Below are 13,759 nucleotides of genomic sequence, written 5' to 3'. Positions count from 1 at the left end.
GGATGTGACGACAAATTCAACCCCTTTTGATTCCAAGTATTTCTTCAAACCAAGGCCACCGGAAACACTTCCCAGTAACTCGCCAGGCTTGAAATCAATCCCTTCAGGAGTCGGTACCGTTGATCCATCCGGATAATGGGTAATCTTTGGAACATCATCTCGAACGTACTTTGGCGGGAACCCATCAACGGGGTCCGGATACAGAACAGCTAAAACTTTGGTCATAGTGATCGATCCTTTCTACAAAGCAAACCAAGCCAACATTTCTCAGCGTCTAAATTTTAGCACGTCTGTAAGCGTTTTCAACCAAAGCGTTTTTTATTTTTTAGTCAGGCATAAATCCTTTGTTTCCAGCAAAATCAGCATATACTTAAAATAATAAATACCCACAAAATGGAGGAATGAACATGCCACTTATGCGAATCGACGTCATCAAAGGTCATGACGAAACTTATCTCAAGAAAATGCTGGACGTTGCCTACGAAGTCCAACTTGACACTTTCCACACACCAAAGGGTGACCGCTATCAAATTTTGACCCAGCACGAACCAGTCGAAATGCAGATCCTCGATACCGGACTAGGCATTGAACGAACAAAAGACGTGGTCTTCTTCAACTTGGTGACCCGCCCACGAACGACCAAGGACAAGCAGGCCTTTTATCAAAAATTAGCCGACCGCTTGCATGGGGAACTTGGTATCCGAAAAGAAGACGTCATCGTCAGCCTAGTACCAAACAACGATGACGATTGGAGCTTCGGTAATGGGGAAGCACAGTTTTTAACCGGAAAACTTTAATTAATAAAAATGAGAACCGCGGCTATCGCATCCAGCCGTGGTTCTCATTTTATTTTGTATTAGCCCTGCAAAAATTCCTTTGTCTTATACTCTGGATCGGGATATTTGTAGAACCCTTCTCCAGATTCAATACCTAACTTGCCTTCGTCGAGCATCTTTTTAAACGCATCTGCGAGCGGCTTAGCATCGGGATTCTTTTCGGCAGCCGCTAACGTAATATTATAGGCTGTTCGAATTCCAACAGCATCCAGGATTCCAAACGGTCCCCAGGGAGCTCCGGTGGCAGCCATCCAGGTCCGATCAATCATCTTTGGATCAGCCACACCCTTAAGCCACAGGGCACCGGCAGCAGCATTTAATGGCATCAGTAGCGAATTTAAAATATAGCCTGGCTGCTCTTTTTTGAGCTGGATTGGAACCATCCCAATATCTCGGGCATACTGCACAATTTCTTGATAGATTGCCGGATCCGTTTCAGGTGATCCCATGATTTCAGCAGTGTTGTTCAACCAAACCTGGTTTGAGAAGTGCATGTTCAAAAACTGTTTTGGCCGACCAGTATCAGCCGCAAACATACTTGGCACCAACGTTGACGAATTACTTGTGAAAATGGCGTTACTTGGCGCTAATTTAGCTAACTTTTTATAGAATTCATGCTTGATATCAGGGTTTTCCGGAATTGCCTCAATGACCAAGTCGGCATCTTTAACCGCCCCAGCTAAATCATCCGTAAATTTTAGTCGGGAAATGCCAGCGTTAAATTCATCATCTGTAGCGGCAATATCGTGACGATAAGCATGTCGCAATCCCCTAATTCGTTCTTCGGCTTTATCAACAGCTTCTTGACTAATATCATAAACAGTTACGTCAAAGCCTTTAAACGCGCTTTGAAATGCAATCTGACTGTCCAACACACCACTACCTGCAACAGTCACCTTTTTGATAGCCATAAATAACTCCCCCTTGAGTGCTTGTAAACGGTTACATCAACTCACTTTAATATAGCAGATTGCTTGTGAAATGCAACGAAAGGGGCTTGGTATCTTAGGAATGCAGGGTACACAAAGCATCATCGTAACATCCAAATTTTTCCCGAAATATTCCGATAATTATTTTATAGTCGTATAATAACAGCAAGGTTAACAGGAGGAGATACGATAATGAAATTGATGAGACTTGTTTTAACCACAGCATCGGTAATCTCAGGTATTGGTTTCTTTGCGCTGACATCCAATATCTCGAAAGCATCCACATTACAACCTTTTTATTGGGAGGAACATTATCGGCATGAATATAAAGTTCGTGTGAAACAGCCCACAAAAGTTTATAAGGTTACTTATGGACGTTATGCATATCAAAATCGGTGGTCATTTTATAAATATTTACGTCGCGGCGAGGTCGTTAGAACTTGGTATGCTGGAGCAGATGGGTTCAACTGGCATTTAACCGGAGGCACACACGGAAAATATGATGGAAATAGCCACTATGGATTTGATGTGGAATGGGCTCATAAATCTTCATTCAAAATCTTAAAAGTATACTATGGCACTAACTGGTTCTAAATAATTGTCTTTGGGGGGAAAAAACATGCAGATGAAAAAAACACTCACCTTTATTTCAATTTCACTCGGTATTCCGATAGGATTTTCAGGGATCGGACAACAAAACAAAGTTCAAGCAAGTTCTTGGCATAAGGGTATTCCACAAATTTTTAAACATACAAAGTGGCATAACGGCAGTTCCAGGATCACATTCGGCACTAAAATATTTTCGTTTTGGGGACCTGAAGGCGGCGAACGCTTTGGTATTCCCGAAACTAACGTCAAATATAAGCAAATTAGCCATCACAAATACTTATTGAGTCACGAAGAGCCGCATTCCGGAATATTTTCACCAATATATTCGTATGCCAAATATGTGAACGCTAAAAAGATGATTTGGAAATGGGACAAAACTTCTAAAGCAGTTGTTAATTATCGGTATTATCACTGGTAGGAAGTTAGTATTCAAAACATCTTTGACACCTTTTGAACCTTTATTGAATATCCATATTAACCGTACTTATCGTTGCCATACCTGGCAAATTAACTCCTCCTCAACTCAACCACGAATCAAACCAAAACTTCTTCCGCGTAATAATGTCCTGAGCCAATTTGGCCAGGGCTTTTTCTTTGGCGTAAAATGCATCCCCATCAACCTGCTGGTGAAACGCTGACGTCAACTCTGACGACTCATCTTGGTCGGTAAACACCCACTTCAAGGCGTCCAGCTGCTCCAAAATTACGACCAAGCTAATGGCATTCCGGCTGATCTTTGAACTATTAATCTGCTCACGCAACTCCTCGCGCACTTGATTTCGAGCCTTGGCTTTTGGTACATAAATCACGTGGGTATCAAGGTTATTCTTAAACGACACTTTGGTAACTAAGTCGGCAGCCAACAGTTCACTACCAAGCCCATCATATAGTTGATTGGCAATATCCCAACTGGTAATGACTGAGAGCCTGTCTTTAAGCTCACGACCCTGGTTAATTTCATCAGAGAGTTCTGATTTAAACACACTTAAATAAGATGGCAACTGAGCGAATTTTTCGCCATCCTTCACGTCAAGATTATCATCAATGGTTAAAATATCCTGGTCAGCGAGATCCAATAGTGCCGCCAACACGAAATACGACTGACTGGTAAATCTTGTCCGCAGCATCGGCTTCTTGGCAATTCGTTCAGTTAGTAATAAATAATTTTTTGCGGTCGTTAATTCCACTTCGAATGCCTCCATTTTTGTTTTATCAGTTAACATCATAATTCATCTATCAACTTCCGCGAAATATTTTGTTTTCGCGTTGGACCACCAAACTCCCATGTGCTACGATAGCCCCAACGAAAGGACTGACAAACATGGCGACTTTGCCGACTTACCATCAAGAAAACCAAACAATTACCTTTAATGATCCAGCTAAACTTCAACTCACCGTTATAACACCAGCAATCATCCGAGTATTTGAAAATCGGGGTGAACCTGATGACTCCTACGCCATTGAGGGCGATAAGCAGCAGGCCACCGAATTTAAGTTCAATCAAGTGGCCAATCACTATGAACTCATAACTGCTGCACTGACGCTCCACATCGATAAAGCTTTGCACATCGATGCTTATGATCCGGCAGGAAACCCACTGGTTACCGATTACCGGGGAACCCGAACGCCACTGGATCGGGGAATTGATGAAGCCCACAAAAAGTTTATCAAAGAAGAGGGCCACAACGTCCCTGGCGCAAACGACCAGGATAATACGGCTTACTATGAGGTGGTTAAGCGTTTAGCAGCCGACGAATCGATCTATGGTCTTGGTGACAAAACCGGCTACATGAACAAACGCGGCTATGAGTACGACAACTGGAATACCGACGACCCAGCGCCTCACTTGGAGAACTTCACCCGATTATATAAGTCGGTGCCGGTCATGTTCGGGCTAAAAGATGGTCATCCGTATGGTCTGTTCTTCGATAACCCTTATCGCAGCCACTTTGATTTGGGGAAAGAAAGCGCCAATTACTACTTCTATTCAGCAGAAGCCGGCAATCTGGACTACTACATTATCGGTGGGAAAACCCTCAAGGACGTTGTCAGCAACTACACCTACTTAACCGGCCGCACCCCGCTGCCGCAAAAATGGACGTTAGGGTATCAGCAGTCACGGTGGGGATATAGCGCCACTCAGAAAATGGTCCAAGGAATCGTTGACGATTTGCACAAATACGACCTGCCGTTTGATGTCATTCACCTGGATATCGACTATATGCGCGATTACCGCGTGTTTACGTGGAACGACGATGCTTATCAGGGTAACCCGAAGAAATTTGTGACCAACTTGAAAAATCAGGGGACTAAAATTGTGGCAATTATTGATCCGGGTGTCAAGAAAGACCCAGGATACAACATTTACGATGAAGGTATCAAACATGATTACTTCGTCAAAAGGCCCGACGGCAATGTCTACGTCAATCAAGTCTGGCCGGGCGACTCTGTCTTTCCTGATTTTGGTCGCCAAGCAGTCCGCGATTGGTGGGCAAATAACGATCAATTTTTGACCGACTTAGGCGTGGCGGGGATTTGGAACGACATGAACGAGCCAGCTTCCTTTGTCGGTGAAATCCCCCAAGATATCGTCTTTAGCGACCATGACCGTCCCTCGACCCACAAGAAAATGCATAATGTCTACGCGCATAATATGGATCAGGCAACCTATGCCAGCATCAAACGGGCAACGGACAGACGGCCCTTTGTCATCACCCGTGCGGCATACTCTGGAACTCAGAAGTATGCCACTGTCTGGACCGGCGATAACCATAGCATTTGGCCCCACGTTCAACTGCTTATCCCGCAATTGTGCAACCTCGGAATGAGCGGATTTAGCTTTTCCGGAACCGACATTGGCGGCTTCGGGTCAGACGTCACCCCCGAATTATTAACGCGCTGGATTGAAGCGGCAATCTTTAGTCCGTTACTGCGAAATCACAGCGCTATGGGCACTCGTGACCAGGAACCCTGGCAATTTGGCGAACCGACGTTATCGATTTACCGAAAGTACTTAAAATTACGTTACCGGTTCATCCCCTACCTCTACGATTTATTTGCGAAAGAAGAACGGTCCGGTCTTCCGCTGATGCGACCACTTGTTTTAAACTATCCTGAAGACCGTCGTGTCCATGACATCAACGATCAATACATGGTCGGCGACTCGGTTCTCGTAGCCCCAATCGTTCAACCGTCGCAAACCAAGCGCCTGGTTTATCTGCCAAAAGGAGACTGGGTGGATTTCTGGAATCATCAAGAATACAGCGGCCAACAAGACATTGTCGTCGACGCACCGCTGGACAAACTACCATTATTTATCAAGAAAAACACGATCTTGCCGTGGGGCGAAGAAGTCGATCATATTTCAGAACAGCCGGATCAACAAATGACCTTCACCGTTTACGGTCACTCCGGCAATTATCATCACTATCAGGATGATGGTTTAGACTTCAACTACCGAAATGGCGAGTACAACGATTATCAAATTGTGGTCGAAGACGATCATGTGAGTGTCAGGTTAACCCACCATGGATTTGCCCCAGTCTATCAAAGGATCGTCGTCGAACTGCCCGATCAACTCATCATGTTAAATTACAATTCGAAAACTGAAACCTACCAGTAAAAAATGGATCCGCAGGCAGTCAGCATTTTCAGCTAACTGCTTGCGGATCCATTTTGACTTATTTATCTGCGCTTGTTGCCCGGGCATATCGCGCCACTCGTTTCATAAAATCAGCAAACAACGCGTCTTGCTTGGAGTCAGTCGTATACATGGCTTCAGGATGCCACTGAACACCGATAATCAGGTCGTCGTCTTTGCTTTCAACGCCTTCAATCACGCCATCCTTAGCCAATGCAGAGATGTTTAGTTGAGAAGACACCGCCTTAATCGATTCGTGATGGTGACTGTTCACCAAAATAGCATCCCCGCCGCCAATGATTTTTTCCAAATAACTATCCGGCGTTACCGAAATTGAATGTGTCCCCTGCGGCAGTGGTGCCTTTTGGAAGTGCTGCAGAGTTGGTCGATTACGCTGGCTATACATGTCCTGATAAAGCGTCCCGCCAAGTGCAACATTAATCACCTGCGTTCCCCGGCAGATACCAAAAATTGGTTTGCGTTTGGCGACCGCCAGCTTGACCAGCTCAATTCCACTCGCATCCAGGAAGGCATCGACATCGCCTAATTCAGGAACCGGCTCCTCTCCATAAAAACGTGGAGCTACGTCAGGACCTCCCGGCAATAATAGGCCGTCAATTAAATCAACGTAGCGCGCCATCAATTCCGGGTTGCGTGTTGGAATCATGATCGGCACACCACCGTGCTGAATAATACCAGCAACTTCATTATTGTTAACCGAGTTGCGTTCCAAGTCTTTAATCAGCCTGATTTCGGCAGGAATTCCAATTGTGTATTTTTTATCCATGGCAGCCACTCCTCCTTTAGTTCTGTATTGCTAATAATAGTAATACAAATGATCGAAAAAAGGGGCGATTATGAACGAGTAAAATATCTACGTTTCATCCACAGGTCATCAATATGCGGTCCAACCACCATCAACAGCCAACACAGCACCATTTACATAACGTGCTTCATCGGAAACCAGGAACAAGGCCGTGTTTGCAATTTCTTCAGCCGTTCCCGGTTCGGGTGATGCGCCCATTCCCTGAGATTGACGTTCAAAACCAAATTTATCAATGTTCTTTCCCATTGACTCGGCAATGTTGGTCTTAATTCCACCAGGAGCGATCGCATTCACACGGATACCATCGTTTTGATACATGTAGGCGGTATTCTTGGTTAAGCCGACCACCGCGTGTTTGGAAGCCGTGTAGGCAACTCCGGCACGCCCACCATTAGTGCCACCAACAGAGGCGATGTTTAAGATCACACCCTGCTTCTTTGGTAGAAATGCTTTGACTGCTTCACGAGTCGCGTACATAACACTGTCTGTATTCACTGTGAAGACCTTGTGCCACATATCATCAGTTAAATTACCAATTGGAGCCATGTTGTCCATGATGCCGGCGTTGTTAACGACAATGTCCAGTTTGCCATATTCAGTCTTAGCCAACGCAAACATATCCTGAATATCTGACTCATTCGAAACGTCCGTCTTGATTGCCACGGCCTTACCACCAGCGCTCGTAATTTCCGAAACCACATCATCAACCCGATCCTTGTTTAGATCCGCAGCCACCACACTAGCACCTTCAGCGGTAAACAGTTTAGCCATTGCAGCACCCATTCCTGAACCGGCACCAGTAACGATGGCAACTTTATCTTTTAAACGATCTGTCATAGAAAAGCCCTCCTTTTAAGTTATAAAACGCTTACAAGGTTATTGTATCCTATTGGTGGATCGTGTAAAAGAAAAGGGATTTCTTCAATCAGCGAAAAAAAGTGAATCAAAAAACGTTTTGATCCCATAATTAAAGCCCAACAATCGCTCATTCCCTATTTCGAATGAATGATTGTTGGACTTAAACGACCAAGATCGGCCGATTGCCAAGTATGCTTGCAGCCGGCTGTCGTCACACGTTCAGCTAGATAATATAAAGTCTACTTATGGTATGGACTACCTTCATTAATCATAAACGCCCGATAAATCTGCTCAGTCAGCACCAGTCGCATCAATTGATGAGGCAGCGTGAAGCGGCCAAAGGAAATCTGAGTGTTCGCCCGGTCGAGAACGTGCTTGGATAACCCAAGCGAGCCGCCAATCACAAACGTCAAATCGGAATGACCATAAGTTGTCAGATCCGCAATCTCCTTCGCAAACTCTTCAGAAGATCGCTCTTTACCCAATATCGCAAGTGCATAGACATATTCGCGGTCTTTAATTTTATCTAAAATTCGCGCACCTTCCTTGTCCATGACTTCGTCCATTTCCGCTTGGCTGAGTGACTCAGGCGCCTTCTCATCGGCAACTTCAACGATTTGGAACTTGCAAAAGCGCGATAATCGCTTTGCGTATTCCGCAATCCCCTGCTTAAAATACTTCTCTTTTAATTTACCAACAACGACCAGTTTGATGTTCACTATGTTATTTCCTCCAACTATCGATTTGTCCTGTGTAAAAAAGTGGGCTTATTAACAAGTTGTCCACAGAGTTATCCACAGGTTTATGCACACAACTATTATTTTTGGCACCCGCATTTTTTGAAAAAATGTCAAGGGCCAAAAATGTTATCCACAAAACTGTGGACAACGTGTGTTCGCAATCTGTCACCGCAAACCCCATTATATCAATCTTTGTCGCAACGAACAAACCCCTTTTTTAGGCCAAAAAAAGTTATCCACAATTTCTGTGGATAACTTCGCCATTTTGGGGGATAACTTATCAACGTTAATATATCAGTGCTTCACATTACCTTGTGGATTGTCCACAGAGTTATCCACAGCCCAAATGTGGACAATATATCAAAAGTTTACATGTTATGAATTTTTTAAATAAAAACCGGGTTACTGTTCGTATTTATATCATGTGTAGGGTACAAGTTCCGAGTAATCCATCATACCCGTTCGTAAACGGTCCTAAAGTTCCTTGTTTGCGGATAAATCAGACCAATTGAGTCAAAAATCCCCATCATAATCCGAACAAATCTTATTTTTAGATTGGAGAATCAACCATGTCAGTTAAATTGATTAATCAAGAAGGGAAGCTAGTGCTGCCGATGCCTGGTAATATTGACCCCAAATACGAGCAGTACAGCGTGTTTCAGACCAAGGAGGGGGTTATTCTGTGTATTCCGTTTGAGGAATTAATAACGAAGCCTTAAGCTATTTAAACAAAAATACCCGCACTTACAGAGCGAGTATTTCTTTTTTCCGTTAGATTTATTTTATTTAGCTGTGGCTAATTGGTATAACTGCTGCAGTGAGCTAACTTTATAGTTATTCTTTTCCCCAAGGTTAATTTTATGTCCTTCTCCGATATACCTTAAAGTAAGTTCCTTTCCAGTATCGCCAATAGTTACATTACCGTCTTTGTCAAATAATGCCTTATCTCCGATTCCGACACTATTGGTATCTGCTTTAACAGATATGGTTACCTTATAAACCCAAACATTTTTTGTCTTATATTTGGAGTTAAAAATTGATCCATCAGCTGATACATCACCATCTAAATCATTTGCTCCCATATGAGTTCCACCAAATGTCCACGGAAATTTATCATCTTGAGCTGCATAATAAATAGTCGTTAGCCCTTGATCCTCAAGTGCTTTCTCAAACTGCTTAACCGAAATACTATCACCCAAATAACCGTTAATATTTGTATCAGCAGCCAGTGCTTTACTAAAGTTTACATCTGTATCACGCTTGCCATTTACATTTTCAAAGTAATCAACTGGAACATCAGCCGTACCTATAATTTGGTTTGCATGATCAAAAAAACTAAATTTTGAAGCCAAGGCTTTAGCTGGCAATTTTGCCACAACCAACTTAACATCCTTACCATAGTCAGCCGCCTTCAACGCAGCGGTATTGGCCGCCAACTGATCGTTGGAAAGCCCGTCGCTGGTATACCCTTTAATTCCAGCCTTCGTCAGCAATGCGGCGTAGGCCTTTTTAAGAGTTGCGCTATCGCTTGAAGTTGGATCACTGACGCTGACAGCTTTAATCGTATCCAAAGCAGTCTTATCCGAACTGCCCTTCGTCAATTTAACGGATCCAACAGCTTGGCCAGTCCCATCGACAAATGACAACTGAACTTCATTGTCTTTAATTGGATTGACGGCAACAGTCTTAATGGAAACTTGGTTGCCAAATGTGGTTTGCGCAATCAATGATTGTTGATCGGCGGTCAGCGTGTTGTTGGCACTCAGCTGATAGCTGGTTCCTTTCAAGGCATCCACTAATTTAGTCTGAATAGGGATGCATCGGTTGCCGCCAACTTCCATGTAGAACCATCCAACGTACCAAGGGTTTGGCCGTTTACAGCCTTATTGTTTGTATAGTCAACGTAATTGATGACATTGCCACTTGGGTCGGTGAGGACAATTCGAACAGCCTTGTTAATCGTCGGCTTGACGACCGAAATCGTGACGCTTGCGCCAAAGGTTCCTTGGGCAATCGCTGCCATTTGGCCTTGGGTTAACGTAAATCCAGTGTAGCCTAATCGATTCAATGCAGTCGCAATCTGAGATTGGATCGCACTTGAATCAGTTGAGGCAAGCTGCCAGACGCCATTGGTGTTCGTCCCTAAAGTGGCCCCTTTAGTCGCACCAGACTTGGTATAGTCAACTGAAGTCAATGATGCACCCGTAGCTGAATCCACCAAATTAATGCGAACTGCGTTGTCAGCGATCGGAGAGTTATTATTTGTGGCGGATTTCAAACCTGAATACAAAATCCAGCCGTCAGCGCCAGAGTTTCCGTTGTTAATTGCGTAAATATGAACCCACTGATCACCCTCACGAGTTCTGGTTCCAGCACGATCAATCTTGTAATTAACGTTTGCGTACGACCTTGAATCAGTTACCTGACGACCAACTTTGTATTGGGTCCAAGCTGGTTGCTTATAAGTAACCGTTTGGTTGTCGTTTGCGGTGCCCAGGTTTGCAAACTGGAACGTCCCATTTGCCATATCATTGGTGAGCGTTCCCTGTTTGAAAGTTTGATATGTTTTCAAACCCCCAGCAAATTTGGAACGGCTCTTGCCACCATAAATCCAACCACGATATTTGCCGTCAAAAGTAACCACTTTGTAATAGACCTTACCCTGATTGGTTCTTGCAACGCGGTATGCCCGAACGTTTTGGCTGGATTTGTTGGACCGTGCGAGATCCTTCAACGTCACAGTTGTTGTCTTCTTTTTAGCTGATTTAAGTGAGGAAGCCTTATTAAACAACGCGGCTTTACCAGTAAAGGTCACGTTTCTTGATGAGGCATCAGTTCTTAACTTGACGTTTGATGTCACTTTAACTCGAGATTTTGCCGAAACAGTTGTGGACTGCGATATCCCAACTGCCGCGAAGAATCCCAGGGCAGCCATAGAAATAACTGCCGATTCCTTAATATGAATTTTCATGTCCATTTCCCCTTTTATGAATTTAACTACACTCCAATTGTATCTTATTGAGCAATTTATTAACATTACATCTATATTAAGTATTACACTTATGTTAAATAAGTGAGTGTGTATCTATAAAAAAATCTCCATTCATCAGCTCAATGCCAACGAATGGAGATTTAGTTTAAAATTATTTAGTTGCTTCACTCAATACTTTACTGGTTGCTTTCTGATTTAAGGTAATGCTACCAGTCTTCTTTGAACCTTTGTGGTAATAGGTAACAGAAATCTTATCGCCAATCTGGTGTTTATATAAGATATCTCGTAATTGACTTTGTTGGGTGATCTTAGTGCCATCCAACTCGGTAATCACATCATATTTGGCCAGTCCTGCTCGCTTAGCAGGTGAATTGGCATTAACCTTCAGTACGACTGCCCCTTGGGTCACACTCTTAGGCAGCTTCAAAATAGAGCGTTGCTGTTCCTCAGAGATGTTTGACAAATCAGTATACCCAATCCCAAGCGCTGGTCGAATAACCTGACCGTTTTTAATCAGTTGGTTGATGATCATCACAACTTCGTTACTTGGGATCGCAAAGCCCATCCCTTCAACACTGGTTCCTTGTTGATCAGAAGCGAGCTTCATGGAATTAATTCCAATTACTTGACCGGCAAAGTTGATCAGTGGTCCGCCTGAATTACCAGGGTTAATGGCAGCGTCAGTTTGAATAACCGTTGCGTTCCCAATTTGTTGACCCGATTCAGAGGTTTGCGGAACTTCCCGTTTCTTTGCGGAAACGATTCCTTGAGTAACCGAGGTTGCATATTGCGAACCAAGTGGCGACCCAATTGCAAGAACCGGTTCTGCAACCCTAATATTGTCGGAATCACCAAAGGTCGCAACTTTCGTAACCTTATCTGAGCTAATCTTGAGGACAGCAAGGTCACTCACTGCGTCCTTACCGACAACCTTAGCGGAAACCTTGGAACCGTCACTCAAGATAATTTCGAGGGCATTGGCACCGGAAACCACGTGGTTATTGGTTACGATATAAGCGGTGTTGCCACTCTTCTTATAGATCACACCTGAGCCTTCACTTGAGGCTTCAAGTTCACCGCTGCTCTTCTTTTTGCTTGAAGAGCCGCCCTGAATTTGTCCCAGGATGCCGGATAAGGTATCATCGCTTTCACTTTCTTTTTGCAAATTAATAACAGAAACAACCGTACTCTTAGTTGCGTTGAACGCTTTTTCTGCTTGGGTATTCAAGTTCACTTTAACGTTGCTGACCTTGGTACTGCCATTCTTATTAGTACCTGAGACCAACTCTGTTCCAGTTCCACTATTGCTATTGTTGAAATAAGTGACACCACCGTAAGTAATTCCGCCACCAAGTGCGCCGGCGATTACGGCAGTTGCAACAAATTTTCCAAAACCATTATTTTGTGCCAATTAGCGTGCCCCCTTATTATTTTATATTAACTATAATATACTTTTTTCATGACGAAAGTGTGTTCAAAAGTTTAGAAATATCTAAAGGATCTTTAAATAATCATTAAAGGTGATGCTTGTTCCGGCTCCGTGTCGTACAACTTAAAGTCTTGACCGACGCCCATATCATGATCGGCCAAAATTGACGCAACTGTCAGATGACAGAGTGACTTCATATTGTTGTGTTGACTGCGGTGACCTAAGAAAACCTTCTTGGTCCGATGGCCAATCACGTCCAGCATGGTATTGGCACCGTCTTCGTTGGACAAATGCCCTTGATCACCAAGAATCCGTTGTTTTAATGGCCATGAATACTCACCGTTTTCCAGCATCTCAATATCGTGGTTACATTCCAACAAATATCCGTCAGCGTCCTTAATGACGCCTTCCATACGATCGGAAACAAACCCGGTATCAGTCAGGACCACAAACGATTTATTCCGATGATGAAATACATAGAATTGGGGCTCGGCAGCATCATGAGAAACCGAAAAGCTTTCGATATCAATATCGCCAAAGTCCATCACGGTATCCGGCGGAAAAATATTTTTCTGATCATCTGAAACCTTACCAATCTTCGAATTCATGGCATTCCAGGTTCCTTCATTCGCGTAAACGCTCAGGCCATATTTTCTGGCCAGGACGCCCACACTTTGTCGGTGATCGGAATGTTCATGGGTCACCAGGAGTGTGTCAACGTCACTTAAATCCCGGCCAATCGAACTCATAAGCCCAGCGATCTTTTTACCGCTCAATCCGGCGTCCAGCAGGATCTTGTGCTGCGGCGTTTCAATATACGTCACATTACCAGTGCTGCCACTGGCAAGGACACTAATTTGCATTTCATCATTATCCATAAAGGTTCTTCTTCCCAACTTT

The 13,759-nt window shown here is 43.8% G+C and carries 13 protein-coding genes and 1 pseudogene; 4 read left to right on the top strand and 10 right to left on the bottom strand.

What is annotated here, in order from left to right; genetic code table 11:
- A pseudogene (locus tag AB3112_RS03860) lies at positions 1 to 225 on the bottom strand (NAD-dependent formate dehydrogenase); the annotation flags it as partial.
- Positions 226 to 407: 182 nt separating this feature from the next.
- Between AB3112_RS03860 and AB3112_RS03855 the strand changes: the two are divergent.
- A complete protein-coding gene (locus AB3112_RS03855; protein ID WP_084973714.1) occupies positions 408 to 797 on the top strand; it encodes a tautomerase family protein in 390 nt (129 codons plus the stop codon).
- Positions 798 to 856: 59 nt separating this feature from the next.
- On the opposite strand, the gene AB3112_RS03850 is transcribed toward AB3112_RS03855, so the two are convergent.
- Complete coding sequence (locus AB3112_RS03850; RefSeq protein ID WP_367333978.1) at positions 857 to 1,747, bottom strand: 3-hydroxyacyl-CoA dehydrogenase; 891 nt, start codon at positions 1,745 to 1,747, stop codon at positions 857 to 859.
- A 210-nt stretch (positions 1,748 to 1,957) separates the two neighbouring features.
- Between AB3112_RS03850 and AB3112_RS03845 the strand changes: the two genes are divergently transcribed.
- Positions 1,958 to 2,359 (top strand): hypothetical protein, encoded by a 402-nt coding sequence (locus tag AB3112_RS03845; protein WP_057909407.1) that lies wholly within the window; start codon positions 1,958 to 1,960, stop codon positions 2,357 to 2,359.
- Between the two features lie 25 nt (positions 2,360 to 2,384).
- Entirely contained in the window at positions 2,385 to 2,792 is a 408-nt protein-coding gene (locus AB3112_RS03840; protein WP_084973717.1) for a hypothetical protein, read from the top strand.
- A 100-nt stretch (positions 2,793 to 2,892) separates the two neighbouring features.
- On the opposite strand, the gene AB3112_RS03835 is transcribed toward AB3112_RS03840, so the two are convergent.
- Complete coding sequence (locus AB3112_RS03835; RefSeq protein ID WP_084973719.1) at positions 2,893 to 3,561, bottom strand: hypothetical protein; 669 nt, start codon at positions 3,559 to 3,561, stop codon at positions 2,893 to 2,895.
- 134 nt (positions 3,562 to 3,695) lie between these two features.
- Between AB3112_RS03835 and AB3112_RS03830 the strand changes: the two genes are divergently transcribed.
- Entirely contained in the window at positions 3,696 to 5,996 is a 2,301-nt protein-coding gene (locus AB3112_RS03830; RefSeq protein WP_367333977.1) for a glycoside hydrolase family 31 protein, read from the top strand.
- 58 nt (positions 5,997 to 6,054) lie between these two features.
- Here the strand turns inward: AB3112_RS03830 and AB3112_RS03825 are convergent, their stop codons facing one another.
- From AB3112_RS03825 to AB3112_RS03795, 7 genes are all read right to left on the bottom strand, one after another.
- Positions 6,055 to 6,801 carry a gamma-glutamyl-gamma-aminobutyrate hydrolase family protein gene (locus AB3112_RS03825; RefSeq protein WP_084973723.1) on the bottom strand — a complete coding sequence of 249 codons (747 nt, stop codon included), beginning with the start codon at positions 6,799 to 6,801 and terminating at the stop codon, positions 6,055 to 6,057.
- Between the two features lie 108 nt (positions 6,802 to 6,909).
- Positions 6,910 to 7,677 (bottom strand): glucose 1-dehydrogenase, encoded by a 768-nt coding sequence (locus AB3112_RS03820; protein ID WP_084973726.1) that lies wholly within the window; start codon positions 7,675 to 7,677, stop codon positions 6,910 to 6,912.
- A 260-nt stretch (positions 7,678 to 7,937) separates the two neighbouring features.
- On the bottom strand, positions 7,938 to 8,417 hold the full coding sequence (gene rlmH, locus AB3112_RS03815) for a 23S rRNA (pseudouridine(1915)-N(3))-methyltransferase RlmH (protein WP_084973728.1): 480 nt from the start codon (positions 8,415 to 8,417) through the stop codon (positions 7,938 to 7,940).
- An 803-nt stretch (positions 8,418 to 9,220) separates the two neighbouring features.
- A complete protein-coding gene (locus AB3112_RS03810) occupies positions 9,221 to 10,279 on the bottom strand; it encodes a hypothetical protein (protein ID WP_367333976.1) in 1,059 nt (352 codons plus the stop codon).
- Positions 10,234 to 11,409 (bottom strand): hypothetical protein, encoded by a 1,176-nt coding sequence (locus tag AB3112_RS03805; protein ID WP_367333975.1) that lies wholly within the window; start codon positions 11,407 to 11,409, stop codon positions 10,234 to 10,236. Before AB3112_RS03805 ends, AB3112_RS03810 begins: the two co-directional genes overlap by 46 nt.
- A gap of 172 nt (positions 11,410 to 11,581) precedes the next feature.
- A complete protein-coding gene (locus AB3112_RS03800; RefSeq protein ID WP_084973732.1) occupies positions 11,582 to 12,841 on the bottom strand; it encodes a S1C family serine protease in 1,260 nt (419 codons plus the stop codon).
- Positions 12,842 to 12,933: 92 nt separating this feature from the next.
- On the bottom strand, positions 12,934 to 13,737 hold the full coding sequence (locus AB3112_RS03795) for an MBL fold metallo-hydrolase (RefSeq protein ID WP_084973734.1): 804 nt from the start codon (positions 13,735 to 13,737) through the stop codon (positions 12,934 to 12,936).
- Positions 13,738 to 13,759: the final 22 nt, after the last annotated feature.

It is taken from the genome of Lentilactobacillus sp., from assembly GCF_040773105.1.
Lineage (GTDB): Bacteria > Bacillota > Bacilli > Lactobacillales > Lactobacillaceae > Lentilactobacillus > Lentilactobacillus parabuchneri.
This window is presented reverse-complemented; position numbering and strand designations above follow the sequence as displayed.

Excerpts from the sequence above, each read along its gene's own strand:
- AB3112_RS03825 (WP_084973723.1), bottom strand. The coding sequence starts at position 6,801 with ATGGATAAAAAATACACAATTGGAATTCCTGCCGAAATCAGGCTGATT.
- AB3112_RS03845 (WP_057909407.1), top strand. The coding sequence starts at position 1,958 with ATGAAATTGATGAGACTTGTTTTAACCACAGCATCGGTAATCTCAGGT.
- AB3112_RS03855 (WP_084973714.1), top strand. The coding sequence starts at position 408 with ATGCCACTTATGCGAATCGACGTCATCAAAGGTCATGACGAAACTTAT.
- AB3112_RS03795 (WP_084973734.1), bottom strand. The coding sequence starts at position 13,737 with ATGGATAATGATGAAATGCAAATTAGTGTCCTTGCCAGTGGCAGCACT.
- AB3112_RS03850 (WP_367333978.1), bottom strand. The coding sequence starts at position 1,747 with ATGGCTATCAAAAAGGTGACTGTTGCAGGTAGTGGTGTGTTGGACAGT.
- AB3112_RS03820 (WP_084973726.1), bottom strand. The coding sequence starts at position 7,677 with ATGACAGATCGTTTAAAAGATAAAGTTGCCATCGTTACTGGTGCCGGT.
- AB3112_RS03810 (WP_367333976.1), bottom strand. The coding sequence starts at position 10,279 with ATGGAAGTTGGCGGCAACCGATGCATCCCTATTCAGACTAAATTAGTG.
- AB3112_RS03830 (WP_367333977.1), top strand. The coding sequence starts at position 3,696 with ATGGCGACTTTGCCGACTTACCATCAAGAAAACCAAACAATTACCTTT.
- AB3112_RS03840 (WP_084973717.1), top strand. The coding sequence starts at position 2,385 with ATGCAGATGAAAAAAACACTCACCTTTATTTCAATTTCACTCGGTATT.
- AB3112_RS03805 (WP_367333975.1), bottom strand. The coding sequence starts at position 11,409 with ATGAAAATTCATATTAAGGAATCGGCAGTTATTTCTATGGCTGCCCTG.